Origin of the sequence: Paenibacillus sp. GYB004 (genome assembly GCF_036577605.1) — a bacterium.
Classification (GTDB): Bacteria; Bacillota; Bacilli; order Paenibacillales; family NBRC-103111; genus Paenibacillus_AB; species Paenibacillus_AB oceani.
On sequence record NZ_JARBDB010000009.1, the window covers coordinates 1 to 23,450 of the forward strand.

A 23,450-nucleotide genomic window follows, 5' to 3' on the forward strand; every position below is an offset into this window, starting at 1 on the left:
CGAAGCAGGAGCGTCAGAAGGCGGAGGAAGTGCGCAAGGTCGAAGAGGCGCTGGAGGACGAAATGGTTCGCGCCGAAGAAGCGCTGGAGCAGGAACGGCTGAAAGCGCAGCAGGCGCTTGCGGAAGAACAGGGTAAGTGGCGGCAATTGCTGGAAGCCGAGCGCCAGAAGCGAGAGCAGCAACGTTTACAGGCGGAGCAGGCGCTGCAGGAGGAGCTGGCGAAGCAGGAGCGTCAGAAGGCGGAGGAAGTGCGCAAGGTCGAAGAGGCGCTGGAGGACGAAATGGTTCGCGCCGAAGAAGCGCTGGAGCAGGAACGGCTGAAAGCGCAGCAGGCGCTTGCGGAAGAGCAGGGTAAATGGCAGCAGTTGCTAGCGCAGGAACGTCAGCAGGCCGAGCAAGCTCTACAGGAAGAACGGAGCAAGGGACAGCGGCTTCTGGAGGAAGAGCGTCGTAAAAGCGAGCAAATTCTTGTTGAAGAGATTATGAAAGCCGAACAGACGCTGGAAGAGGCGCTTCATAAAGGAAAACAGTCGCTGGAGCAGCAGTGGAGCGACAAGGAGCGGACGCTGCTGGAGCGCATTGGCCAACTCCAACAGTTATACGAGGAAGAGCGGCGCAAAGCAAGCCAGGAACTGGAGCAAGCGCGTCTTCAAGCACAACGGGCGGTTGAGCAGGAACGGCAGACTGCGGCAGCCTTTGCGGAGCAGGAGCGCCTGAAGATCCACGAAGCGCTGGAGGAAGAGCGTCTTCAAGGCATGCTCGCTCTGGAGGAGGAGCAGTTGAAAGCCGCGAAGGCTTTGGAGGAAGAACGTGCTAAAGCGGTTCAGGCTCTCGAAGCGGAGCATCGTAAGGCGATGCAGGCCGAAGAAGAGCGCAAGAAGGCGGTACAGGCGCTGGAGGTAGAGCTGCGTAAAGCGAAGCAGGCACTTGCGGAAGAACGTTCGATTCTTGAAGAAATGCTGGCGGAGGAACGTTCCAGAGCGAAGCAGGCTTTGGATGACGAACAGGACAGAGTCGGGCGGATTGCCGAGCAAGCGCGCGCTGAATTCGAACAAACGCTGAAGGAACAGCAAAGGAAGTTCGAACAGGCGCTTGCGGAAGAGCGGGCGAGAAGCGAATCGCTGCTGGCGGATGAACTTGCGAAAGCCAAACAAGCTCTCGAGGAAGAGCGCAGCAAGGCTAGAGCGGCTCTCGAAGAAGAGCGCAGCAAGGCCAAGCAAGCGCTGGAAGAGGAGCAACTGGTCGGGGAAATCGCCTTGGAGGAAGAGCGGGATGCCGCGCAGCGCAAGATCGCATCGTTGGAGGCAGAGCTCTCCGGACTGCGTTCCCAGCTTGAGGCTGCAGCGACTAGCGTGCGGGATGAGCTGACGGCGGAGCGTGAACGGGCTGCCAAGCTGGAACAGACGCTCCAGAATGAACGAGCGGAGTTCGAGGCGGAGCGGGACGACATGCGGCTTTCATTCGGCCGGGAGTGCGGCAGGCTGAAGCACGAGCTCGAGCAGCTGCAAGATGAACGACTGAAGGATAGCGAGCTGGTGGTGCAGCATCGGAAACTCCAGGAGGAATACGCGAAGCTGCAAAACGAATTCAACGAATGGATTCAACTCGTTGAGAAGGATTAGACGAGGGGCGCCGGGCGTATGAGCATGAATGAACTCAATACGCTGGACATTATCGCCGCCGTGCTGGTAGTCGGGGCTCTTGCTCTTGGCTACCACCGCGGCTTGATCGCCCAGCTCGTTTCCATCGTCGGCCTGTTCATCGCCTATTTGGCGGCTTACTGGCTGTACGATGACTTGGCCCCGATCATAGGACGGTTTATTCCGCTTGACAAGCTTAAGGGTTATCAGGAGTACGCGTTTCTGCTCGACAGTATCAATTGGAACGTCTACTTCAACAATGCCGTTGCTTTTGCGGTCATTTTTATAGTTGTCAAAATCGGATTTACGGTCGTCGGGCGAGTGCTGCACTGGATCGCTTCGATCCCGGGCCTCAAGAAGGTGAACAAATGGAGCGGCGCCCTGCTGGCCTTGTTTGAGGTAGTAGTGCTGTTTACAATCGCGGTGCTCATCATGAGCATCATCCCTTCGGACTCGCTGCAAAAGACTTTGTCGGAGTCCAGCGCGGCCACTTTCGTTATGGACCGGCTGCCCGAGCTTGCAGATCGGCTGCGGGAATTGTGGAATCAAATTCCGGTGGAAAGCGTCTAGTCGCGGCAGCGATGGTGGTGTTTATGGAGGATCGTGGTGACCGCATAAGAGCTTCCAGCATCCCTTATCTAGTCCCGAGGTGCGTATTTCGGGGAAATAGAGGGGGCTGGAAGCTCTTATTTGCCTCCGTTGCTTGGCCTAAGCTGGCTTGATTTTTAGCCTCCAGCCGCGAGTGGTAAGCCGCCGGCTTCGAACAGCTTGCCGTTCGGCCCATGTTTGGGCAACGAGGCCAGCGCTAGTATATCCGGCACCACGGCCGCCGGTTCTTGGCCGCTCGCGTGCATTTCCGTGCGGATTGTACCGGGGTTGTACGTATTGGTCAAGATGCCGTGCGTGATTTCTTCTTCCGCGATCGTGCGGGTTAGCGTTTCGAGGCCGGCCTTGCTAACGCTGTACGCGACGTAGCCGCCCGCTCCGTTCTCGGCCAGGCTGGAGGTGATATTTACGATCCGCCCATATTTGCGTTCGCGCATAAGGGGGAGGCATGCTTTGGTCATCAGGAATGCACCGGTTAAGTTAACGGATATTTGGTAGTTCCACGAATCCAACGAAGTATCAGCTACCGAGCCGAGTTCGACTACAGCAGCGTTATTGATTAATAAGTCGATGCGGCTGTAAGCGGTCCGGACAAATTCCTGCATCCGAAGAACGTCGCTCTCCGAAGCGATGTCCAGGCGAAGCGCCTGAGACCGGCCTCCGGCGGATGCAATTAGACGGGCCGTCTCTTCAAGTCTGCCGAGCCTCCGCCCGCACAAGATGACGATAGCCCCTTCCTCCGCAAATCGTAAAGCGGTTGCCCTTCCCAATCCGGAACCTGCGCCAGTCACAACTGCAACTTTCTCAGACAGTATTCCCATAATACCCACCTCTTTACTTTGTCTTTATCAAAATCATCTTAACAGAAATTTCCGGGTCCAGATAGACGTTTACGGTATAAAAATTTTTGATGAAAATGGAAACAATTGTTTAATAAAGGATCATGGGATGAAGGCCGTCCACAAGGGAGATATCCAACTAAAAGTATGAGCGGGAACAGAGCGGGTGGTAGATGGGTTGCCCAAAAGCAAGCGGAGAGGAAGTAAAGAGAAAGGGGAGGAGTTTGAGGGACGAAGAAAAAGTCGAAGGAACACAATGAAGAGCCGCAGGAACACGATATAAGGTCGAGGGGCGAAATAAAGGTCGAAGGAACGACGAGCAATAAAGTCGAAAAAAGAGAGATAAGAAATCGAGGGAACTAGATACAAGTCGAATGAAGCGAGATCAGAAAAGTCAGAGGAACGGCGCAAATGTCGAAGGAAAGGAGATAAACAGTCGAATGAAGTTAGTTAAAAGTGGAAGGAATGGATAAGAACAATCGGAGTAAGTCAAAAGAACGAGACAAGAAATTGAATGAGTTCAAAGTTGTAAGAGTCGAAATAAAAAGTCGAAGGAATGCGGTGAAAAGTCGAAGAAGGTGAGATAAAAAGTCGAAGAGTGCGAGCTAAGAAAAGCCGAAGAGTAGAGATAAGAGTCGAAGAACCGCGATAAGAAAAGTCGAAGAAACGTGACAAGAAGTCGAAAAAGTGAGAGAGGAATTCGAAGAAAGCGAAATGAGAAAGTCAGATGAAAAAACTTACTTAATAAAGAAACCCAAGCAAGCAAAACTAAATTCCAAGAACCCATTAGACAAGTACAAGTTTACCTTACGCTTTGCTTTACTCACTTTCTCACTCTCTCGCTTTAAAATTTTAATACTTTAACACGTAATACACATAACCGCCACAGCGTACGACAACAAAAAAACCTCCAAAGCCTGACGGAATTGGAGGTGTTGGTACCACAAGCGGCCATACATCGCTTGCAGCGGTTATAAATTACTCTACAATCAGCTTAGCTTTCATAGTGCTATGGCCGGAGCCGCAAGGCAAGCTGCAGATGATGTCGTAAGTGCCTGCTTTATCGAACGTAACGTCTTTCGATTTGTTGGTGCCCACGTCGATATTCAAGCCGTTGATTTTGATGGCATGTGCGCCTTCTTTGCTTTCCAGCGTCACTTTCAGTGTGTCGCCTTTTTTCACTTTGTATTCTTTTTGGTCGAAGTCCCAGTTGGTTGCTACTATTTTCAAGTCGCCGGTAGCTGGTCCGGAAGCGGTATTTACAGGCGCTTCTTCTTTTTTGCCGCAGGCGGCTACCACTGCCAGCACAGCGATCAGCGCGAGCAGGTACAAGATCGTTTTCTTCATACGGAATCCCTCCATAAGTGTAGTCCATCGGACTGTTGATCTTACGGCTTCATTATATCGAAATGGCGGGATAAAGTCAGTGACAGTCTCGTGAACCCTTAATGAAAAAGTTATGAACCTTTTTGTAAGTTTCGCTAAACCGCTTGCAAAAAAGCGGGGATTCGTTCCCGCGGCTTCCGGCATGAGCTGTTTGGAGTCCAATTCAGGGGGTCAACCGTCTGTGTAACGTCCATCGCCTGAATCAAAAAGCCGCGCATGCCAAAAGCCTGCCCGACGGGCAGGCCGTTAGCACAGCGAAGCAGTTTAACGGGCTTCTTCCCGGTTGCCCCGTCCCGCATCGAACGGTGTTGCGATGGGGATGAACAGGTCGATGATCCCGATAACCAGCGCCGCCAAAATAGCACCGACAATCGTTACAGATACGCCGCCTACGATGAACTGGGCTAGCCAGATGACGGCTGCGCTCGCCAGAAAACCGACGATACCCCGGCCGAACGGTGTAATCCGCTTGCCGAAAATTCCTTCCACGATCCAACCCAATACCGCGATGACTAAGGCGAGGAACAAAGCGCTCCAGAAGCCCCCTACGGCAAAATTCGGTACGATCCAGCCAACGAACATAAGCACGAAGGCCGCAACGATAAATCGGACAACATGGCCAAGAAATCGCATGTACGCTTCCTCCTTTGGAATGGTTCGCATAAACGGCTCGGGACAGCTTGTATGCCAGCTGCATCCGTCCGAATGGCGGCGATATCGGTGCACCCTTTATTTTTGCCTCATCTTGTCGCGCTATGTAGTCCAATTATTGGCGGCGACCGATTGCATCCGGTGGATAAAATAGGTCTAACCGTTCGTTCAATAGCTAATCCGGAACGCTTCGGATATAATAACTAACATACAGGTTTCGCGGATGGGAAGGAGTTTGAACGGTTTTGAACCCGAAAGTACTGCATACGCTTGAATATTATAAAATTCGTACGAAATTGGCGGATCACGCCGCTACCTCGCTTGGCAAATCGTGCGCCGAGTCGGTCGAACCGAGCTCGGACTTCGAAGAAGTCAAGAGGCTGCTGAAGGCGACGGACGAAGCCGTCAAAGTAGACCGGCTAAAAGGGGGCGCTCCGTTCGGCGGAATCCGGGACGTACGGGCGGCTCTGCACCGGGCCCGGATTGGCGGGACGTTAAATCCGGCCGAGCTGCTGGACATCGCGAACACGATCGCCGGAGGCCGGAAGCTGAAACGCTTTTTGCAAACGATGGACGAGCATGAGCCGATCCCTTCTCTCGTAGAGGCGGCGGAACCGGTTAGTGAGAACCGGGCCGTCGAGGAGAAAATCAAATCTTGCATCGACGATCAGGCGGATGTTCTGGACAGCGCCAGTCCAGAGCTGTCCAGAATCCGCAGCGAGCTGCGCACGAGCGAATCGCGCGCCAGAGAAAAGCTCGAGCAGATGATCCGGACGCCGTCCATTCAGAAGATGCTCCAGGACGCATTGATCACGATGCGCGGGGACCGTTACGTCATTCCGGTCAAGCAGGAATACCGCGGCAGCTTCAGCGGCGGGATGATCCACGATCAGTCCGCGTCGGGCGCTACGCTGTTTATCGAGCCTGAGGCAGTAGTGACTTTGAATAACAAGCTGCGTGAGCTAAAGCTGAAGGAAGAGCGCGAGATCGAGAAAATACTGATCATGCTGACCGGCTTCGTCGCCGAAGCGGCGGATGAGCTGACAGTATCGGTCGAGGCGCTGGGCGAGCTCGATTTCGTATTTGCCAAGGCGGGACTGGCCCGGGAATTAAAGGCCACGCTGCCGGTGATGAACGACCGGGGCTTTCTCAAGCTCAAAAAAGGGCGTCACCCGCTGTTATCCCCCGATCACGTCGTGCCGCTTGACGTGGAGCTCGGCAACCAGTTCGCCTCGATCATCGTCACGGGCCCCAACACAGGGGGCAAGACGGTTTCCTTGAAGACGATCGGTCTGCTCAGCCTGATGGCGATGACCGGCATGTTCATTCCGGCCCAGGACGGCAGCCAGATGTGCGTCTTCGATGCGATCTACGCCGATATCGGCGACGAGCAGAGCATCGAGCAAAGCCTGAGTACGTTTTCCAGTCATATGACCAATATTATATCCATTCTGAAAGGAATGACGCCGAAAAGTCTCGTTCTGCTCGATGAGCTCGGAGCGGGAACCGACCCGTCGGAAGGTTCGGCGCTGGCGATCGCCCTTCTTGAATATATTCACCGGATCGGCTGCCGGGTCGTGGCGACGACACACTACAGCGAGCTGAAGGCGTACGCCTTCGAGCGCAAAGGCGTCATTAACGCGAGCATGGAGTTCGACGTGCAGACGCTCAGTCCGACGTACCGGCTGCTCGTGGGCGTTCCTGGCCGAAGCAACGCCTTCGCGATTGCGGAACGGCTCGGACTGCCCCGCCCGATTCTCGAGATGGCACGCGGACATGTCGACGAGGACGATCGACGGGTGGAGACGATGATCGCTTCGCTCGAAGCGAACCGGGCTACGACCGAAGCCGAGCGAAGTAAGGCCGAGCAGATGCGCGCCGAGGTCGAGCGTCTACGCAACCAGCTGGAGGACGAGCGGGAGAAGTTCCGCGAACAGCGCGACAAGCTGATGGCCAGAGCCGAGGAAGAAGCGCGAGGCGCGGTAGCCAAGGCGCGCAGCGAGGCCGAGGAAGTAATCCGCGAGCTGCGGCGGCTTGCGCTGGAGGAACGTGGCGCGGTAAAGGAGCACAAGCTGATTGACGCCAAGCGGCGTCTCGATCAGGCGGTACCGGAGCTGAGGGACAAACGCGCTGCGCCGAAGAACGCCCAGAAACGTGCGGAAACGATCGGCGTCGGCGACGAAGTGCGGGTCGTATCGCTTGGCCAGAAAGGTCACGTCGTCGACATGCACGGCGAGACGGAAGCGACCGTACAGCTCGGCATTTTGAAGATGAAGGTGAACAAGTCGGATCTGGAGCTGATCAAGCCGGCGCAGGATGCAAAGCCGGTGCAGCAGGTGACGGCAAGCGTCAAGCGAAGCCGGGACGAGAATATCCGGACCGAGCTCGATTTGCGCGGCAGCAATCTGGAGGAAGCGATGATCGAGACCGACCGGTTTCTGGACGAAAGCTTCCTGAACGGATTCGGCCAAGTGTATATCATTCACGGCAAAGGCACAGGTGTTCTGCGCACCGGACTTCAGGAATATTTCCGCAGGCACAAACACGTCAAAAGCTACCGGCTGGGCAATTACGGCGAAGGCGGAGCGGGCGTTACAGTAGTCGAGTTGAAATAACCGACAATGAGCGCACAAAGACGCCTCCTGCTCCCTCTTAGGTGAGTATGGAGGCGTCTTCTGCATAAGAACATAAGACAAGATGGCGGACCATTCTGAGACTCTAGATCGACCGGAAGTTTTCGATCCGGTGGAATGTTATATAGTTGGCGTTATGAAAGTTGTGCGCTCCGTTAATCGCCGTTCTCGAAGCGACCAGTATATCGTCCCCGTTGAACAGCCAGTCCACGTACTGGAATCCGACCTTTTTGCAGTCTTCCGGCCAACCGTTATGCTCATAATCCAAAATATCAGCCGTGATGTGCCAATGCTCCAGATCTTCGGAATGAACCAGAGTCAGGATGTTGCGTTGCGAGATGCTCGGGTTTGTTACCCGGTTAACCAACGACCAATATTTCGACGATTGTGCATCCCAATAAACGGTGAATTTCGACAAATTGCCGTGAAAGTCGATCACTTTGCCAAAAGTAAGCGAACGTTCCGGATGATCCGTATCGGCGTACAACATGATGGCGCGGCCGTAATTGGGCGTGCCGCCGTTGGTCTGGTAGCGAAGCAGGTTGACGAGCGTCCCGTCCGGCTTCACGACCGCATTGCCTTCCAGCAGTCCGGCCAGGTTGCCTCCGCCTACGGAGCCGGGCCAGTTCACATCGTATTTGAGGAACGGCATCGTCGTCCAGCTCGCGGGATCGAGCAGATCCGCATCCGCAGGGGCCGAGATGAGACCCGACGCGTGCGAGCCCGTCGTCCACGAGCCGTAGTCGATTGCCGTCCACAGTCTCCCCTTGTACTCGATGACCGGCATCGGCGCCTTGTGCGGTCCGCCCGCTTCCCGGCTTCCGGCCGGAATGATGACGGTCGGCTCGCTCCAGGTCGCTCCCCCGTCGTCCGATCGACCGATCAGTAATGCTCCGTACTCCGTGCTTGTCGCAAGCATATAGAGCCGGTTCCGGTGCAGGAACAATTTCCCCCAGAAGCACGGATACAGGAAGTTAACAAACGCCCACGTCTCCCCATCGTCCTCGCTGCGGCAAATAACCGACGTATTCTGTCCTTCATTCCCCCAATAAATGTCGTGCGAAGCAAGCAGCACCCCGTCCTCCAGCCGGACGATCGAAGGGCTGGCAGGCGACCGGCCGGAAAACCCGTACGTGTAGTCCTCGGGATGAATGTAATTAACAACAATCCCCGGCACAACACCCGGACGGAATAAGCGAACCGGGCTGGACGATGCCGCAGACTTGCTGTCGCCGGCGCTGTCCGTACGGGTAACCCATACTTCGTACTCCTGGTCATTCGCCAGATCTGTAATCGTGATGCGCTCGTCCGAGGCGGACAACGGAACATGCACCGCCTCATCCTGTCCCCGCAACCGGTATGTAAGCGAATACGCGCGTCCGGAAGTGGAGCCCGAGGACGGCTCGAAGTCTTTCCAATCCACCGTCAGACGGCGGTCCCCGGGAGCGAGTCGCATAATATGGACGCTGCCATACGCCTTAGCCGACGGGTCGGCCGTTTTGTATAAATCTCTGGGGTCGGAATAATTCCAGCCTGAGTTGGCCGCATTGGTTCGATCCATGAGTACACACTCCTAATTGTTGTTTTGTTCCTTAATACAGAACAATGTTCAAAAAACATTCTTCGGATCTAGCATAATGGAAGATGCTGCCGTTAGCAATACTTTTTTATTGACAGTTAAATGTGTTAGGTCATTTACAATTAACCCCGCAAAATTCCGCAAAACCACTTTGATAAACGGGACATCTTCCTATAAGATAGAAGTAGGAATGAAACCGGTCCCGTGCTGGATAAGGCACGAACAGCTTCCCTTCCCTACTATTAGCGGATAAGAGGTAACGACGATGGCAGAAGAAATCAAAGTGAAATCTTTATATAAAGCTCTTAGAATCCTCGAGTGCTTTAACGTCCATAATCCGGAGCTCGGCATAACGGAAATCAGCGAGCAGCTCGGCCTGTACAAAAGCAATGTGCACAATATCGTCGATACGTTCGTCAAAGCGGGTTATTTGGAGCAAAATCCGGAAAACGAGAAGTATCGGCTCGGGATGAAAATTTTGGAGCTCGGCAACGTGATTTCAAGCAATATGAATATTCGCAAGCTGATGCTGCCCTACATGCAGGAATTGGCGGATTACACGAACGAGACTGTTTATTTGGGGATGCCGAGCGAAGCGGAAGTCATCTACCTGGATTCGTCTTCTCCCAAAAATCAGCTGTCCACACGATCGATGCTCGGCGTAAAGGCCCCGCTTTACTGCACAGGGATCGGCAAAGCGATGCTGGCTTTTTTGCCGGAGATCACGGATTCGCTATGCGCCAGAGGCCTTCGTAAATATACGGATCATACGATTACAGATCCGGCGGAGCTTCAGGCCGAATTGACGGCGATCCGAAGCCGCGGCTACTCGATCGACAACATGGAGCACGAATACGGAATCAAATGCGTAGGGATGCCGATTCTGAACAAGAAGAGACAGCTCGTGGCAGGAATTAGCGTATCCGGTCCTTCGCTGCGATTTGACGATGAAAAGATCCGGGACTACGCCTTGAAATTGGGCGAAATTGTACGGGCGATCGAAGAGAAGGTCTAAGGCGGACGCTTGGTATACAGGAACAAAAAAAGGGGCGATACGGTGCCGGAAGCGGACTTGTCCTGCCGTCGGGCTGTCCCGTAGCGCTCCCCTTTCAAGCCTAAAACTAAATGTTGTATTAGCGAAATCGATGTGATAAAGTGAAGCTGACTACAACTTATACGGAACTGCGTTCTTCGACAGAGAACATAATGGTGAAACGGCTATATTTTTTTGATTAAGAAAGTGAACAATGTTCTTTATTGGGGAACGATGTGGGGGTGAGAAAACGGTTAACCGGATACGGTATGGAAGCTGACGAGTGTGAGTGTGGATACTGACCTATATGTACTGACGTGTATGGATACAGGCCCGCAGGTAATTGACGTCGTATAGAAAATGGTCATATGCAGCCTAAATGCGGCCCCTAGCGAAGTGGTTTTATCATTTTCCTCGAATATGTAAGCGCTACCGTTTCTGTAATTTTCGAAAGCAGGCGGGATGCCACCTGCCGACAGGATGATAAGGATGGAATTGCGTAAGAGGTACGATATCGTTTTATTCTTCCCTCCAGTTTATTCTTATACCACAATTATGAGATAAAGGGGACGTTACGATGCGGAATTGTACAGCGAAGCTTCTGCTTGCAGGGATGGTTGCGGCAACCGGACTATTGGGCGGGTGCGGCGGAGGAGGACAGAAGGAAGCGGAGAGCGACGTTAAAAACGCGGTTAAAGCTCCCGATCCGGTTACGTTAAAGTTTTATACAAGGACGGTTATCGACGATTACGAGAAGTACGTTAACCAGTATGTGAAAAAGAAGTTCCCCCATGTAACGCTGCAGGTGGTGGAGAACAAAAAGGGCAGCACGATCGAAGAGCTGATCGCCATGAACGATATTCCCGATATTATATGGGAAGGGGTTACGAATCTGCAATCGGTTCTGCCCCTGGAGATCGCTCAGGACCTCCGGCCGCTGGCGCAAAAGCACGGGCTTGACTTCGGCGTGTACGATTCGAAGCTGGTGGACAGCATCAAGTCTTACTCCAAAAACGGCGAAGTGTATTATTTGCCTTATAATGTGCTTGCATTCGCTCTGCATTACAATAAAGACATCTTTGATAAATTCGGGGTTCCCTATCCGACGAACAACATGACCTGGGACGACGTGATCGCACTCGGCAACAAATTGACGCGCACCGACGGCACGATTCAATATGTCGGACTTAAGCCGCCGATCAATATTAACCGTCTGCAGATGCAGGCTTCGCTCCCCTATGTCGATCCGAAAACCGAGCAGGCTCTTGTGGCGAGCGAAGGGTGGAAGGAACTGTTCGAGACAGCGAAACGGATGTTCCCGAACCCGCTTCCGGCGCCAATCAAATCGCTGGGCGATTCGAGGAACGAATTTACGACGGCCAAGACGCTGGCTATGCTCCCGGATATTTTGCTCCTGCACAATACGGATATGGCAAAGCTGGAGCGGGAAGGGTTCAAGTGGGATTTCGTCACGTATCCCACCTTTAAGAACAAACCAAACGTAGGCCAGGGACTGTTCTCGGACGGATTCATTTTAACCAAGGCCAGCAAGCATCAGGACGTCGCCTTCCAAGTGATTTCCTATCTCAGCACGGACCCCGAGGTGCAGTTGGGAGCGACGAAGGACGGCAGAATTACCGGTCTTAAAAACGAAGACATCCGTAAGCAGGCGTTCGCCAACAATGAGCTGGCCAAAGGCAGAAATACGGCGGCGCTGCTCGGACAATCGTATCCGGTTCCCGCCCCGTCAAGCGTATATGACCGCGATGCCGCAAGCCTCGTTAACGGCAAATTGCTTTCCTTCATCAACGGGTCGATTGACGTAAACACGGCTTTGAGAGAAGCGCAGGATCTCGTTACCAAAAAAATAGCGGAGAAAAAATCGCAGTAAAAAATGCCGATCGAGTAAATGGCGACTCCGGCTGCAGCATCATCCTATACGATTCAAAGAAGCCTTTCGGGCTTCTTTTTTCTGTCTATCTGCAACGGCTCCCGCCTGGCGGCCAGCCCTCGGATAGAGACAGTTTTACAAACCCGTAAAACGATTTGCGCCGGCTCGTAGGCCGGGTCTGTATTCGGCTTCTCCGTCTTATGTTAGAATGGGAGAAGATGGAGGTGGATCATGAGTAAATTTTTCTTGTTCGCATTGTTGTGGTGGCTTGTAGGCAATCCGTTTTTAGCGCTGATCGTCCTGCTTGTCGTCTTGTACTTCATAGACCGGAGATTCATCGGACTCTCCCCCAGCCTGACCGCGCCTTTGCGCCGCAACCGGCGGTTGTCCCGTCTGAAGCGCGAGCTGCTGCTGTCGCCGCACAATGCGACCGGTAAGCTGGAAGCGGCCCGATTGTATATAGAGAAAGGGAAATATGCGGAAGCGCTGGAGCTCCTGGAGCAGGTCAGCTCCATCTACGATTCGGCCGACGTCGTGTATGAGATCGGACTGTGCAGGCTGAAGCTGGGACAGTTGGAAGAGGGCGAGAAGCTGATTTTGCAAAGTCTGGAGTCGAATCCGAAAGTGAAGTACGGAGAGCCGTATCTAAGGCTAGGCGAGGAGTTCGCTCCGGTGAAGCCGGATAAAGCGATCGGCTACCTCGAGCAATTCCGCGGGATGAACTCCTCTTCCAGCGAAGGGAGCTACAAGCTCGGACGGATCTACGAACGGCTCGGACACCGGGAGGAAGCGAAGCGGGCTTACGCGGAAGCGCTTCTCGTCTACAGGGGACTGCCCCGTTACAAGAGGCGGGCGGAACGGCGGTGGGCGTTCTTATCCAAATGGCGACAAATTTTTTGAAGAAAAACCGGTCCGTTTTGAAACTTCTTCACGCACGCCACGTATGAAATGGGTGTAAACAACGCGTTGATTTCCAATCGAATGTAAAGATGAACCTATAAACCCTGAGGAGGAACCAAAAGATGGGAATTTTCAAAAGATTGCGCGATTTAACGATGGCTTCGATCAATGACCTGCTGGATAAAGCGGAAGATCCGGTTAAAATGCTCAACCAATTTCTCCGCGATATGGAAGAAGATATTTTGGAAGCCGAGTCTGCGGTAGCGAAGCAGATCGCAATCGAGAAAAAATTCAAGCAGCAGGCCGATGAAGCGGAAGATATGGTCAACCGCCGCACGGAGCAAGCGATGAAAGCTCTCGAGCAAGGCAACGAGGAGCTGGCCCGCAAAGCGCTGCAGGATAAGAAAGAGCATCAGACCCGCTACGACGAGATGAAGCGCCAGTACGACATCGCCAAGACGAATGCCGACCAGCTTCGCAGTCAGCTTGCCGAGATGAAAGACGAATTCAACAAAATGAAAAACAAAAAAGACCTGCTGGTAGCCCGCGCCGAAGCGGCCAAGGCGCAAAAGCAGATCAATCAGGCGATGACGGGCTTCGGAACCGACAACGCAGCCAAAGGCTTCGACCGGATGACCGAGAAAGTGCTTCAGATGGAAGCCGAGGCGGAAGCGAGCAAAGATATCCGCAGCTCCAGCCGCACGCTCGACGACGAGCTGGCTCAGCTCGACAAAACCGGCGGGGTAGACGACGAACTGGCGGCTCTGAAAGCCCAAATGGAAGCCAAGAAGCGTCAATCCTGATCCGACGTCTTAACAAAAGATACGGATTCCTTCCCTTCGCGAGGGGATACAAGGGAACCTGACCGATACACAAACAGAAAATAGTGCGGAACCAGCGCATGCGGAATCGGCCTTCAGGGCCGGTTTCGCGTTGTTCTGCGTCTTTTTCAATATATCGGAAAGTATGTCTTAGAAGTGGCTCCAAATCTTGATAAATGCCAGCGTCAAAGACGCCTGTAGGCGTTTATTCTTGGCCATTTCGGGGAAGGCGGTTGATTCTGATGAACGAAGAGGTGGATGTTTTGTTGTCGAATCCGTTTTTGGAAACGCTCGCTTTTTTCTCCGTCGCCGTACTGGCCTTAGTCGTGTTTTTGGCGATATTTGAATTCGTTACAAAATATAACGACTGGGAAGAAATCAAAAACGGCAACGTGTCCGTAGCGATGGCGATCGGTGGTAAAATTTTCGGGATATGCAACATATTCCGGTTTGCGATCATGAACAACGACTCGATTTTGCACTCGCTGATCTGGGCCAGCATCGGTTTTGTGCTGCTGCTCATAGCGTATTTTATTTTCGAGTTTCTGACCCCTGTGTTCAAAATTGACGCGGAAATCCAGAAGGATAACCGGGCCGTCGGCCTTCTGGCGATGATTATTTCCATCTCGATGTCTTACGTAATCGGCGCAAGCGTGGTGTGATTATGAAATATTTATGGGGAACGTTACTGGCGCTATCGCTTGCGTTTCTAGCCGTAGGCGTTTATTATTTCGTTAAATACGCCTGATGGGGGAATGGTCATGAGCGACAATCCCGCCGCGGTATGTCCGTGGTGCCAGACGGAGATCGTCTGGGATGAAGAGATCGGTCCGGAGGAGACTTGTCCGCACTGTTTCAACGAGATAAACGATTACCGGAGTCTGCATGTCAAGCTGGACGGCGACGATCTCGAGCTTCTCTCGGATTCAGATGATGAGGAATTAACGGAGCTGAACGCCTATGAGCTGTCGGTCAAGAAACGTTTGGAGCAGCAGGACGACGGGATGGAATGCCTGCGTTGCCATGACGAGATGGTGGTGGCCGGCGAGATGAAAGTAGGCGAAGGGCAGTTTGTGCCGGTACAGCCGTCCGGCGAAGCGCCCGCTTTTCTGAAGCCTCCGTTTAAGCTGAATATGTTCGTATGTCCGTCCTGCTTTCAAGTATCCTACTCGTTGTCCGATGAGGACCGGGTCCGGCTCGTTAATTCGTGGTCGAAAGGATCGTAAGGCCGCGAGGCGCCCGCTTCTTCGGAAGCGGGTTTTTTATCGTTACAGAAGTTTAGATTTGCTAAAGTGGTAAAGCTCCAAAGCGTTACTTCAAAAAAGTAAATTGCGAGTTTCTGTACCAAGAATAGCTACCGCTTACGCAGGGTCATTCATCGTGGAAAAGGCTTCGTTTAGATGCTTTTCTTATTTTGTCCGGTGCCGGTGCAAGCTGCCGTCCAAACTACACGGAGCGCGGATAGCAGGAAAACAGGCTAATTTTTTTCCCGCTTTGGGGAACGTTATAAGAAGCCGCAGACGCCTGGCGTTATATTCAAGCTGGACAAGCAGAGGCAGGAGACTGACGATGCCCGTTCCGCTTGCAGGTGGCAATTTGAGCATATAGGTGAGGCACATGCAGCTAGATCGACAGCGTACCGGGGAGATGGCCGTAACGGGCGGCGAAGCGGGAGGGGTCGGTCCCTTCGGGCCAAAATCGAAGGAAAAGCAGAATGGGTACTTCCGGGACCGGGATCGGGATCAAGGCCGGGATACGGATAACGATTCGAGCCGCCCCGCCGGCGGCAGTTCGAACCAATCGTCGCAAGCGTTCGATTCTCAAACGTGGCTGCTGCTGATCGTAAATACGTTGTTCGGAGCAGCCAATGCGTTGTCGGGCACGTTCGTTAACGTTTATTTATGGAAAGCCAAAAACGACTTTGCTTTGATCGGCTGGTTCGCTTTTTTTCACCAAATATCGATGGCCCTGACGTTTTGGCTCGCAGGCAAATGGGTGAAGGAAGGAAATAAGATGAACAGTCTGCGGCTTGGCGTAGCCGTTGCCGCTCTTTTTTATATGATCGTGCTGCTGCTCCAGCAGCAGGCTGTCGAATACGTATGGCTCCTCGGCTTCGTGCAGGGGATGTCTTCGGGGTTTTTCTGGCTGGCGTTTAATGTCGTATATTTTGAAGTCACATCGGCCGACAACCGGGACCGGTTCAACGGATGGGCGGGCCTGCTCGGCTCCTCGATCGGGATGGTCGCTCCCTGGATATCGGGCTGGCTCATTACGAGACTCCCCGGAACGAGCGGGTATCGGCTCATCTTTGCCATATCGCTGGCCGTTTTTGTCGTCGGCGTGGTAGTCAGCTTTTTTCTCAAAAAGCGGAAGGTGGCCGGAACTTACGAATGGGCGCACGGATATCGCACGCTGAAAAACCCCGAGAGCCCTTGGAGAACGGTGTTTGCCGCTTTAATCGCCCAGGGGGTGCGAGAGGGCGTATTTGCCTTTTTGATCGGCTTGATGATCTACATCGCCACCAGCAACGAAATGCAGATCGGCAACTTCTCGCTGATTACGTCGGCGGTTGCTCTGGTCAGCTTTTACGTGGTCGGCAAATGGCTGAAGCCTCCGCACCGCAAAGGGGGAATGCTGATCGGGGTCGTGTTTATGATCGCCGTCATTCTACCTTTTTTCTGGCAGGTGAGCTTTACGACGCTGCTGCTGTTCGGGATCGGAACGTCGCTGTTTATTCCGCTGTACACGATTCCGATGACTTCCTCCGTATTCGATATTATCGGACGTGACCGCGACAGCTCCGAGCACCGAGTCGAATATGTCGTCCTGCGGGAGCTTGGACTGAATGTGGGACGAATTGCCGGGACACTCGTCTTTATCCTGGTCGTCTCCTGGACGACGGCTCCTCAGGCGATCAATTGGCTGCTGCTCGGAATCGGCAGTTCGCCGTTGTTGGCATGGCTGTTCATGCGCGATAAGCTTGTCGTCCGTTCAAATCAGTAAATCCCGATAACGATACCATGAATTATATGATATAATAGACGTACATCAGAAATGGGAGGCACGTACGTCACATGAAACCGAAGATGGTGCAGAGCGTAACCGAGCTGATCGGCCAGACGCCGGCAGTCCGGATTAACCGGCTTGTAGGGGAAAACGACGCGGAAGTGTATGTCAAACTTGAATATTTCAATCCGAGCGGAAGCGTCAAGGACCGCGCTGCTTATAATCTGATCGCGCAAGCGGAGAAGGACGGCAGGCTGAAGCCCGGCGCTACGATCATCGAGCCGACAAGCGGCAATACCGGGATCGGGCTGGCGATGAACGCCGCGGCCAAAGGGTACCGCGCCATCCTGATCATGCCCGACAATATGACGAAGGAACGGATCAACATCCTGAAAGCGTACGGAGCGGAGGTTGTCCTGACGCCGGCGGCCGAGCGGATGCCAGGTGCGATCCGCAAAGCGAAGGAGCTGCACGAGCAAATTCCGAACAGCTTTATCCCGCAGCAGTTCGAAAATCCGGCCAATCCGGATATTCACCGGGTAACGACAGCTTTGGAAATTATCGAGCAGACGGACGGCAGGCTCGACGCATTCGTCGCTACGTCCGGAACGGGCGGGACAATTACCGGAACCGGGGAAGTGCTGCGCGAGCATATTCCGGGCATCCAGATTTACGTTGTGGAGCCCAAAGGCTCGCCGGTGTTGTCCGGAGGGCAGCCGGGACCGCACAAGCTGGTCGGGACGAGCCCCGGATTTATTCCGCAAATCCTGAATACGGACGTCTACGATGAGATCGTGCAGGTAGCCGATGAAGACGCGCTCCGTACGACGAGGGAGCTGGCGGCGCGCGAAGGGATCCTGGTAGGGCCTTCGGCCGGAGCTTCGGTATGGACCGCGCTTCAGGTGGCCCGGAAGCTGGGTAAAGGCAAGCGGGTGTTGTGTATCGCTCCGGATACCGGAGAGCGGTACCTCAGCATGGATATTTTTTGAGCGCAATAAAAAAAAGAAGACCGGCCGGACTTTGGTGTCCGCAATAGCCGGTCTTTTTGTTGTTTTGCGAATCGTTTACGGAGCGAAAAAGGAGAACGACATATGTTGATCGAGCGCCATATTCGCCGCGCCGAGCGAGCCGCCGGCTTCCTTGAACTCGCCGATATGGACGACGGTGGAGCCGGACAGAAGACCCATGGCCCGCTGATGCATCACTTTGACGGCAGTTTGGGTATAGGTGCTGCACGATTTGGGAATGGAGCCGCCGAGAATGATCGCTTCCGGGTTGAGCAAATTGACGAGATTGGCTAAAGTAACGCCCAAATAGGCGGCAGCGTTCGTCACGACCTGTATCGCCAGTTCGTCGCCCTGTTCCGCCGCTTGGCAGATGTCTTCGGCGCCCAGCATCTGCAGATCGAAGCCCTGCCGGAGCTGCAGCGAAGAGTGAGCCCCGGACCGCAGAAGCCTGCGCGCCTCCAGCTCCATGGCGGGAGCGGCGGCCATCATTTGCAGGCAGCCGTTGTTGCCGCACGGGCATAACGGCCCGTCGATCGCGACCGTCGTATGGCCGATTTCACCGGCGCCGCCGATCGCTCCGTGAATGAGCTCGCGGTTGACGTAGATGCCGGCCCCGATCCCGGTATCCACCCCGATATAGATCATATGCCGGTAGTTTTTGCCGGCCCCGTACCGGCACTCGGACAAGCCGCGGGCGCGGCTGCGGTTCATGACGACGGCCCGCCAGCCTAACGCCTGCTCCAGCATGGTGCCGAGCTCGACTCTCTGCCAGCCCAAAACCGCCGAGCTGAGCAGCAGACCGTTGTTCGAATCTACCAATCCGGGAACGCCGATCCCGATCACGGGGATGACTTTGGGGCCCAGCGTTTGGATAAAGTTCGGGATTTCGGCGGCGAGTGCGGCGACGGCCGCTTCCGGCGTCAGCGGAGCGAACGGGATCTGCTTCTTCTCCACTGTATTGCCGAGCAGATCGAAGGCTCCTATTATCCAGGATTGATGATTCAAATCCGCGCCTAATATGCAACGGGAATAAGGGACCAGCTCCAGATTGGTTGCCGGTCTTCCCCCGGTAGATGGACGGACTTCGGTTTCGTGGACAAGTCCCAGCTCGATAAGTTCCTGGATCGCGACGGATATTGTCGCCCGGCTTAAGTCGGTCTGCCGGGTGAGTTCGATCCGAGACATCGGTCCGTACACCCGGAGCATCTGGAGAATGGCGACTTTACTCCCTTTTTGATCGTACAGTTTGCGGCTAGGTTCCAAAACGTTTCCCTCGCAATTCGTTCATAGGTTGCTGCGCTGCTTCTACCATAACAAACGGAAGACGGATTGGCAATGTTTTTAGTGGAATCTATTGATTGAAATTATTCATAACTAGTTGGTTTTCGATAAAAAATCTGAACAAAAATTAAATGATTTGCGAATCTAAGTTTAAATATTGACATAAGTTAAAAGTGTAGCTTATGATCGAACTGTTAGCGAACGACCGGCGAAAGATGCGACTGTGTCAGAATGGCAGCGGTTGCAGAAATCGCCCTGCTTTCCTCATGCGGGTACGAGCCGGCGGCAGCTTTGTAAGATGAGGTCTGACAGCAGAATCAGATGCGGCACGATGATAGAGCGGATGGTACAAAAACAGCTGGCTGTCCGCAAGCAAGGGAGGTTAGATCGAATGTTTCCAAAACCACCAATAACACCGCCTTCCGGTCATCCCCGGCTATTTATGCGGAAGGAGCATGTGCCGGAGCTGAGAGATAAGGCGGCGAGGCCCGAGGTCAAGCAGGCTTGGGAGCGTCTTCTTCAGTACAGTTCGTTTTCAGTGGAAGAAGCCGGCACCGAGAGTTGCCCGGGAGACGTCTACGTCATCGAAGCGAATGCGCTGTTGTATGTGCTCATGGACGACCGGGAGGCCGGGGAGAAAGCGAAAGCGCTTGCGTTGTCCAGTATTACGAAACCCTTTAATCCGGCCTATCAGGACATCTCGAGGGAGATCGGCCGGCTGATGCTCGCGGGGGCGATCGTGTACGATTGGTGCTACGATTTGATCACGGATGCGGAGAGAGCTTTCCTGATCCGGCATTTCAAGCGGCTGGCGGAGCTTCTTGAATGCGGTTACCCGCCCGTCCGCGAAGGCGCCTTCGTCGGCCACAGCAACGAGTGGATGATCCAGCGGGATATGCTGGGAACGGGCATTGCGATCTACGACGAGGAGCCGGACATGTACGATTGGGCGGCCGGGCGATTTTTCGACCAGATGCTGCCTGCGCGCAATTTCTTTTATCCGTCGGGCTGGCATCATCAAGGAGACGGCTACGGCGGTGTCCGCTTCCAGGGAGAGTTGTTCCCGACCTTCCTGTTCGACAGGATGGGCTTCGGCAACGTATACGACGAATCGCAGCGGGAGGTCGGGTACCAGTGGATCTACACCCGGCGTCCGGACGGCAAGCTGCTGCGGGACGGAGATACGACGCCGGTTATGTTGAAGCAGACCAAGTATACGCGGCTTCATTTCCTTTATTTGATACTCGCCGGATATTATAAAGATCCATATTTTACATCCCAATGGCAAAGGGACGAAGGCAGGCTTCAGGACAAGGACGTGTTGTTCGCGTTCCTGTTCGCCGATCCGGACGTGGAAGCGAAACCGCTGCACGAGCTGCCGCTAACCCGGTACTTCGGAGAGCCGACGGGCGTCATGGTGGCGCGCACGGGGTGGGACGAAGGCATCGGCTCTGCGACGGTCGTCGCCGAGATGAAGGTGGGCATGTACCAGTACAACAACCACCAGCATCTGGACGCAGGCGCGTTCCAATTGTATTACAAAGGCCATCTGGCGATCGATCCGGGTTCTTACAAAGGCTCGTCAGGCAAATACCATTCCCCGCACAACAAGTATTATTTCAAGCGGACGATCGCGCATAATTGTGTGCTCGTCTACGATCCGGGCGAGTTGGAGAAGGTTCCGTACGTCAAGGACGGAGGGCTCGTATGGCCGAACGTGAACGACGGCGGGCAGCGATGGCCCAATGAAGGTAGACCGCCGCTGACGCTGGACGATTTGCTGACCCAAGACTTCAAGCGGGCGGATGTGCTGGCCCATGCGATCGGACCGGACAAGGCAGTCCCCCGCTACTCCTATTTGAAAGGAGATCTGACGGCGGCGTATTCGGACAAAATGAAGCAGTTCCAGCGGTCGTTCCTGTTTCTGAACTTCCAAAACGAAACGCATCCGGCGGCGCTGATCGTCTTCGACCGGGTCGTCGCTTCGAATCCGGGGTTCCCGAAATATTGGCTGCTGCACAGCATCGAAGAGCCGGAGACCGAAGGCGGCCGAACGGTCGTGTCGCGCCGCGAGGACGGCTACAACGGGCAGCTGGTTAACGATACGCTGCTGCCGGAGGGCGGCAATCGGGAGATCGTCAAGGTAGGCGGCCCCGGCAAGGAGTATTGGGTGTTCGGCACCAACTACGTGAACGATTATCCCGGGACGAAGGAGCAGGGCGAATGGCGGATCGAAGTGAGCCCGCGCGAGCCGTCCGGGCTGGACTACTTCCTGAACGTCATGCAGGTGAAGGATGCGGACGGTCCGGCGGCGCTGTGCACGGAGAAGCTGGAGAGCGACGCGCTGGTCGGCGCGGCGATTCACGATTGGGTCGTCCTGTTCGGCAAAAGCGGGATGCCGCTCGACGATGGTCCGGCGATCCTTCCGGTTCCTGCGGAAGCGAGCGAGAGAGCCGGCGGGATGCACTTGTTCATCGCCGATCTGTCGCCCGGACGGTGGGCGATCGAACGGTCCGGCGGCGGGACCGGCCCAGAGACGGAGTGGGGCCAGGCGGCGTCTTATGAAGTGTCCGAGGCAAGCGGCGTATTGTACTGGCGGCAAAACGGAGGATCGGCAGGGGAGTATCGCGTACGCAAGCTGGACGGGACCGGCTCGGAGCCGGCCGGCGGGAAGGAAGGCGGCGCATGAGCAGTAAGCCGAACGTGGTCGTGATCATGGCGGACCAGCTTCGCTGGGACGCCCTGGGTCCTCACACGCCGAACCTGAACCGGCTGAAGGCGGAAAGCTTCGTGATGGAGCGCGCGTACTGCGCGTCGCCGCTCTGCGTTCCGGCCCGCGGATCGTTTTTTACCGGGAAATATCCGAATGTGACGGGCTCGCTGATCAACCCTTGGACGGAGCAGGAGAAACAGCATGGCATGGTGAGGCCGGATCATACGAACTGGTACCGGCTGCTGGAGGACGAATGGGACAGCTGGCATACCGGCAAGCAGCATCTGTTCACCGAGCCGAAGCTGGAGCAGGAGCCGGACAGCCGGACCTACTGGCTTCCGCTGGAAGGGCGCTACGAGCGGTTTTTGAAGGCGCAAGGCAAGCGGAAGCCCGGTGGAGCGGCGTTTCAGGGCATCGTGCCTGAGCTCGTCTACGGGAAACTAACGCGCAAACGGAACTATTCGATTCCGACAACGGGGAAGTATGAAGAAGGTTTGGAAAATTTTTATGACGGCTTTATTTTGAACGACTCGCTCGAGGCGATCCGGGGCAGAGACCGGAGCAAACCGTTCGCCTTGAGTGCGATGTTCCTCGCGCCGCATCCGCCCTTGGACATTCCGGAGCCGTGGTATTCCATGATCCGGGATGCGAAGCTGCCGGATAACGTGGGGGTGTGGTACGAGAACCAATCTCCGCTGCAGCTCTACAATTTGACCGGCAAGCTCGGCGCCTCGTATACGAGGGACGACTGGCAGAACATATGGAACGTCTACCTGGGGCTTGTCGCGCTGCTGGACCATTGCATCGGAGAACTCGTAGCCGAGCTGCAACGGCAGGACATGTACGACGACACGCTGATCGTATTCGCCAGCGATCACGGGGAGATGCTCGGCTCGCACCGGCTGTGGCAGAAAATGTGCATGTACGAAGAAGCGGTGCGTACGCCGCTGTTCCTGAAGTTTCCGGCCGGCTTTCGGGCGGCGGCAAGCGGCACGAGCGAGCTCGTAAGCAGCGTAGACGTATTGCCGACGCTGTGCGACTATCTTGGCATCGAGCCGCCGGATGGCATGTCCGGCGTATCCTTGATGCCGTTGATCCGGGGAGAACGGAGCAGGCTGGAGCGTGAGCGAATCTTCATCCAGTTTGACGGGAACGGGGCGAGAAGCAATTTTCAGCGGTGCATAATCGAGGGGGACTGGAAGCTTATTGTCGATCTGTTCAAGGACGAGACGTTTATCGAGCTGTACGATGCGGCAAGCGACCCGTCGGAAACGAACAACAGAGCGTTCCGGCCGGAGCAGCACCGGAAGCGCATCGAAGCGATGCTGGCGCACTTGCGCGGGCATATGCGAAGTACAGGCGACCTGCTGAATATTCCCGCCGACGCGTACGACCGTTTTTTAGCGGATTACTCCGCCTTTCATACCAGTTGATGTAAACATGAATCCGGACTTTGATCCGGAG

At 54.8% G+C, this 23,450-nt stretch carries 18 protein-coding genes; 13 read left to right on the plus strand and 5 right to left on the minus strand.

What is annotated here, in order from left to right; genetic code table 11:
* Both PV433_RS05610 and PV433_RS05615 read left to right on the plus strand, forming a co-directional pair.
* Nucleotides 1-1,622: hypothetical protein (locus PV433_RS05610; protein WP_442951482.1), on the plus strand; the 1,622-nt coding region annotated here is incomplete at its 5' end.
* Nucleotides 1,623-1,640: 18 nt separating this feature from the next.
* Nucleotides 1,641-2,210 (plus strand): CvpA family protein, encoded by a 570-nt coding sequence (locus PV433_RS05615; protein WP_332071200.1) that lies wholly within the window; start codon nucleotides 1,641-1,643, stop codon nucleotides 2,208-2,210.
* A gap of 155 nt (nucleotides 2,211-2,365) precedes the next feature.
* On the opposite strand, the gene PV433_RS05620 is transcribed toward PV433_RS05615, so the two are convergent.
* From PV433_RS05620 to PV433_RS05630, 3 genes are all read right to left on the minus strand, one after another.
* Nucleotides 2,366-3,067 (minus strand): SDR family NAD(P)-dependent oxidoreductase, encoded by a 702-nt coding sequence (locus tag PV433_RS05620; protein ID WP_332071201.1) that lies wholly within the window; start codon nucleotides 3,065-3,067, stop codon nucleotides 2,366-2,368.
* 996 nt (nucleotides 3,068-4,063) lie between these two features.
* Nucleotides 4,064-4,432 (minus strand): cupredoxin domain-containing protein, encoded by a 369-nt coding sequence (locus tag PV433_RS05625; protein ID WP_332071202.1) that lies wholly within the window; start codon nucleotides 4,430-4,432, stop codon nucleotides 4,064-4,066.
* A gap of 303 nt (nucleotides 4,433-4,735) precedes the next feature.
* Nucleotides 4,736-5,104, minus strand: a complete 369-nt coding sequence (locus PV433_RS05630; protein WP_332071203.1) for a phage holin family protein — start codon at nucleotides 5,102-5,104, stop codon at nucleotides 4,736-4,738.
* 263 nt (nucleotides 5,105-5,367) lie between these two features.
* Here PV433_RS05630 and PV433_RS05635 point away from each other — a divergent pair, with 263 nt between their 5' ends.
* Complete coding sequence (locus PV433_RS05635) at nucleotides 5,368-7,737, plus strand: endonuclease MutS2 (protein WP_332071204.1); 2,370 nt, start codon at nucleotides 5,368-5,370, stop codon at nucleotides 7,735-7,737.
* A 103-nt stretch (nucleotides 7,738-7,840) separates the two neighbouring features.
* Here PV433_RS05635 and PV433_RS05640 read toward each other — a convergent pair whose 3' ends face one another.
* The gene (locus PV433_RS05640) at nucleotides 7,841-9,316 is read right to left on the minus strand and encodes a hypothetical protein (protein ID WP_332071205.1); all 1,476 of its coding nucleotides are present in this window, start codon (nucleotides 9,314-9,316) and stop codon (nucleotides 7,841-7,843) included.
* Nucleotides 9,317-9,599: 283 nt separating this feature from the next.
* Here PV433_RS05640 and PV433_RS05645 point away from each other — a divergent pair, with 283 nt between their 5' ends.
* From PV433_RS05645 to cysK, 8 genes are all read left to right on the plus strand, one after another.
* Nucleotides 9,600-10,349: an IclR family transcriptional regulator gene (locus PV433_RS05645; protein ID WP_332071206.1), complete on the plus strand. Its 750-nt coding sequence runs from the start codon at nucleotides 9,600-9,602 to the stop codon at nucleotides 10,347-10,349.
* A 595-nt stretch (nucleotides 10,350-10,944) separates the two neighbouring features.
* A complete protein-coding gene (locus tag PV433_RS05650; protein ID WP_332071207.1) occupies nucleotides 10,945-12,258 on the plus strand; it encodes an ABC transporter substrate-binding protein in 1,314 nt (437 codons plus the stop codon).
* A gap of 231 nt (nucleotides 12,259-12,489) precedes the next feature.
* On the plus strand, nucleotides 12,490-13,158 hold the full coding sequence (locus PV433_RS05655) for a tetratricopeptide repeat protein (protein ID WP_332071208.1): 669 nt from the start codon (nucleotides 12,490-12,492) through the stop codon (nucleotides 13,156-13,158).
* Between the two features lie 122 nt (nucleotides 13,159-13,280).
* On the plus strand, nucleotides 13,281-13,961 hold the full coding sequence (locus tag PV433_RS05660; RefSeq protein ID WP_332071209.1) for a PspA/IM30 family protein: 681 nt from the start codon (nucleotides 13,281-13,283) through the stop codon (nucleotides 13,959-13,961).
* A gap of 260 nt (nucleotides 13,962-14,221) precedes the next feature.
* Entirely contained in the window at nucleotides 14,222-14,641 is a 420-nt protein-coding gene (locus PV433_RS05665) for a DUF350 domain-containing protein (protein WP_332071210.1), read from the plus strand.
* Nucleotides 14,642-14,740: 99 nt separating this feature from the next.
* On the plus strand, nucleotides 14,741-15,205 hold the full coding sequence (locus PV433_RS05670) for a hypothetical protein (protein ID WP_332071211.1): 465 nt from the start codon (nucleotides 14,741-14,743) through the stop codon (nucleotides 15,203-15,205).
* 391 nt (nucleotides 15,206-15,596) lie between these two features.
* Nucleotides 15,597-16,982, plus strand: coding sequence for an MFS transporter (locus PV433_RS05675; RefSeq protein ID WP_332071212.1), 1,386 nt, complete (start codon nucleotides 15,597-15,599; stop codon nucleotides 16,980-16,982).
* 71 nt (nucleotides 16,983-17,053) lie between these two features.
* Entirely contained in the window at nucleotides 17,054-17,974 is a 921-nt protein-coding gene (gene cysK / locus PV433_RS05680) for a cysteine synthase A (RefSeq protein ID WP_332071213.1), read from the plus strand.
* 75 nt (nucleotides 17,975-18,049) lie between these two features.
* Here cysK and PV433_RS05685 read toward each other — a convergent pair whose 3' ends face one another.
* Nucleotides 18,050-19,255 carry an ROK family transcriptional regulator gene (locus PV433_RS05685; RefSeq protein WP_332071214.1) on the minus strand — a complete coding sequence of 402 codons (1,206 nt, stop codon included), beginning with the start codon at nucleotides 19,253-19,255 and terminating at the stop codon, nucleotides 18,050-18,052.
* A 409-nt stretch (nucleotides 19,256-19,664) separates the two neighbouring features.
* Here PV433_RS05685 and hepB point away from each other — a divergent pair, with 409 nt between their 5' ends.
* Together hepB and PV433_RS05695 are read left to right on the plus strand one after the other, a co-directional pair.
* Complete coding sequence (gene hepB, locus PV433_RS05690; RefSeq protein ID WP_332071215.1) at nucleotides 19,665-21,962, plus strand: heparin/heparin-sulfate lyase HepB; 2,298 nt, start codon at nucleotides 19,665-19,667, stop codon at nucleotides 21,960-21,962.
* The gene (locus tag PV433_RS05695) at nucleotides 21,959-23,419 is read left to right on the plus strand and encodes a sulfatase family protein (RefSeq protein ID WP_332071216.1); all 1,461 of its coding nucleotides are present in this window, start codon (nucleotides 21,959-21,961) and stop codon (nucleotides 23,417-23,419) included. Before hepB ends, PV433_RS05695 begins: the two co-directional genes overlap by 4 nt.
* Nucleotides 23,420-23,450 lie beyond the last annotated feature (31 nt).

Excerpts from the sequence above, each read along its gene's own strand:
- PV433_RS05655 (WP_332071208.1), top strand. The coding sequence starts at position 12,490 with ATGAGTAAATTTTTCTTGTTCGCATTGTTGTGGTGGCTTGTAGGCAAT.
- PV433_RS05615 (WP_332071200.1), top strand. The coding sequence starts at position 1,641 with ATGAGCATGAATGAACTCAATACGCTGGACATTATCGCCGCCGTGCTG.
- PV433_RS05640 (WP_332071205.1), bottom strand. The coding sequence starts at position 9,316 with ATGGATCGAACCAATGCGGCCAACTCAGGCTGGAATTATTCCGACCCC.
- PV433_RS05650 (WP_332071207.1), top strand. The coding sequence starts at position 10,945 with ATGCGGAATTGTACAGCGAAGCTTCTGCTTGCAGGGATGGTTGCGGCA.
- hepB (WP_332071215.1), top strand. The coding sequence starts at position 19,665 with ATGTTTCCAAAACCACCAATAACACCGCCTTCCGGTCATCCCCGGCTA.
- PV433_RS05670 (WP_332071211.1), top strand. The coding sequence starts at position 14,741 with ATGAGCGACAATCCCGCCGCGGTATGTCCGTGGTGCCAGACGGAGATC.
- PV433_RS05645 (WP_332071206.1), top strand. The coding sequence starts at position 9,600 with ATGGCAGAAGAAATCAAAGTGAAATCTTTATATAAAGCTCTTAGAATC.
- PV433_RS05665 (WP_332071210.1), top strand. The coding sequence starts at position 14,222 with ATGAACGAAGAGGTGGATGTTTTGTTGTCGAATCCGTTTTTGGAAACG.
- PV433_RS05625 (WP_332071202.1), bottom strand. The coding sequence starts at position 4,432 with ATGAAGAAAACGATCTTGTACCTGCTCGCGCTGATCGCTGTGCTGGCA.
- cysK (WP_332071213.1), top strand. The coding sequence starts at position 17,054 with ATGAAACCGAAGATGGTGCAGAGCGTAACCGAGCTGATCGGCCAGACG.
- PV433_RS05630 (WP_332071203.1), bottom strand. The coding sequence starts at position 5,104 with ATGCGATTTCTTGGCCATGTTGTCCGATTTATCGTTGCGGCCTTCGTG.
- PV433_RS05620 (WP_332071201.1), bottom strand. The coding sequence starts at position 3,067 with ATGGGAATACTGTCTGAGAAAGTTGCAGTTGTGACTGGCGCAGGTTCC.
- PV433_RS05660 (WP_332071209.1), top strand. The coding sequence starts at position 13,281 with ATGGGAATTTTCAAAAGATTGCGCGATTTAACGATGGCTTCGATCAAT.
- PV433_RS05695 (WP_332071216.1), top strand. The coding sequence starts at position 21,959 with ATGAGCAGTAAGCCGAACGTGGTCGTGATCATGGCGGACCAGCTTCGC.
- PV433_RS05675 (WP_332071212.1), top strand. The coding sequence starts at position 15,597 with ATGCAGCTAGATCGACAGCGTACCGGGGAGATGGCCGTAACGGGCGGC.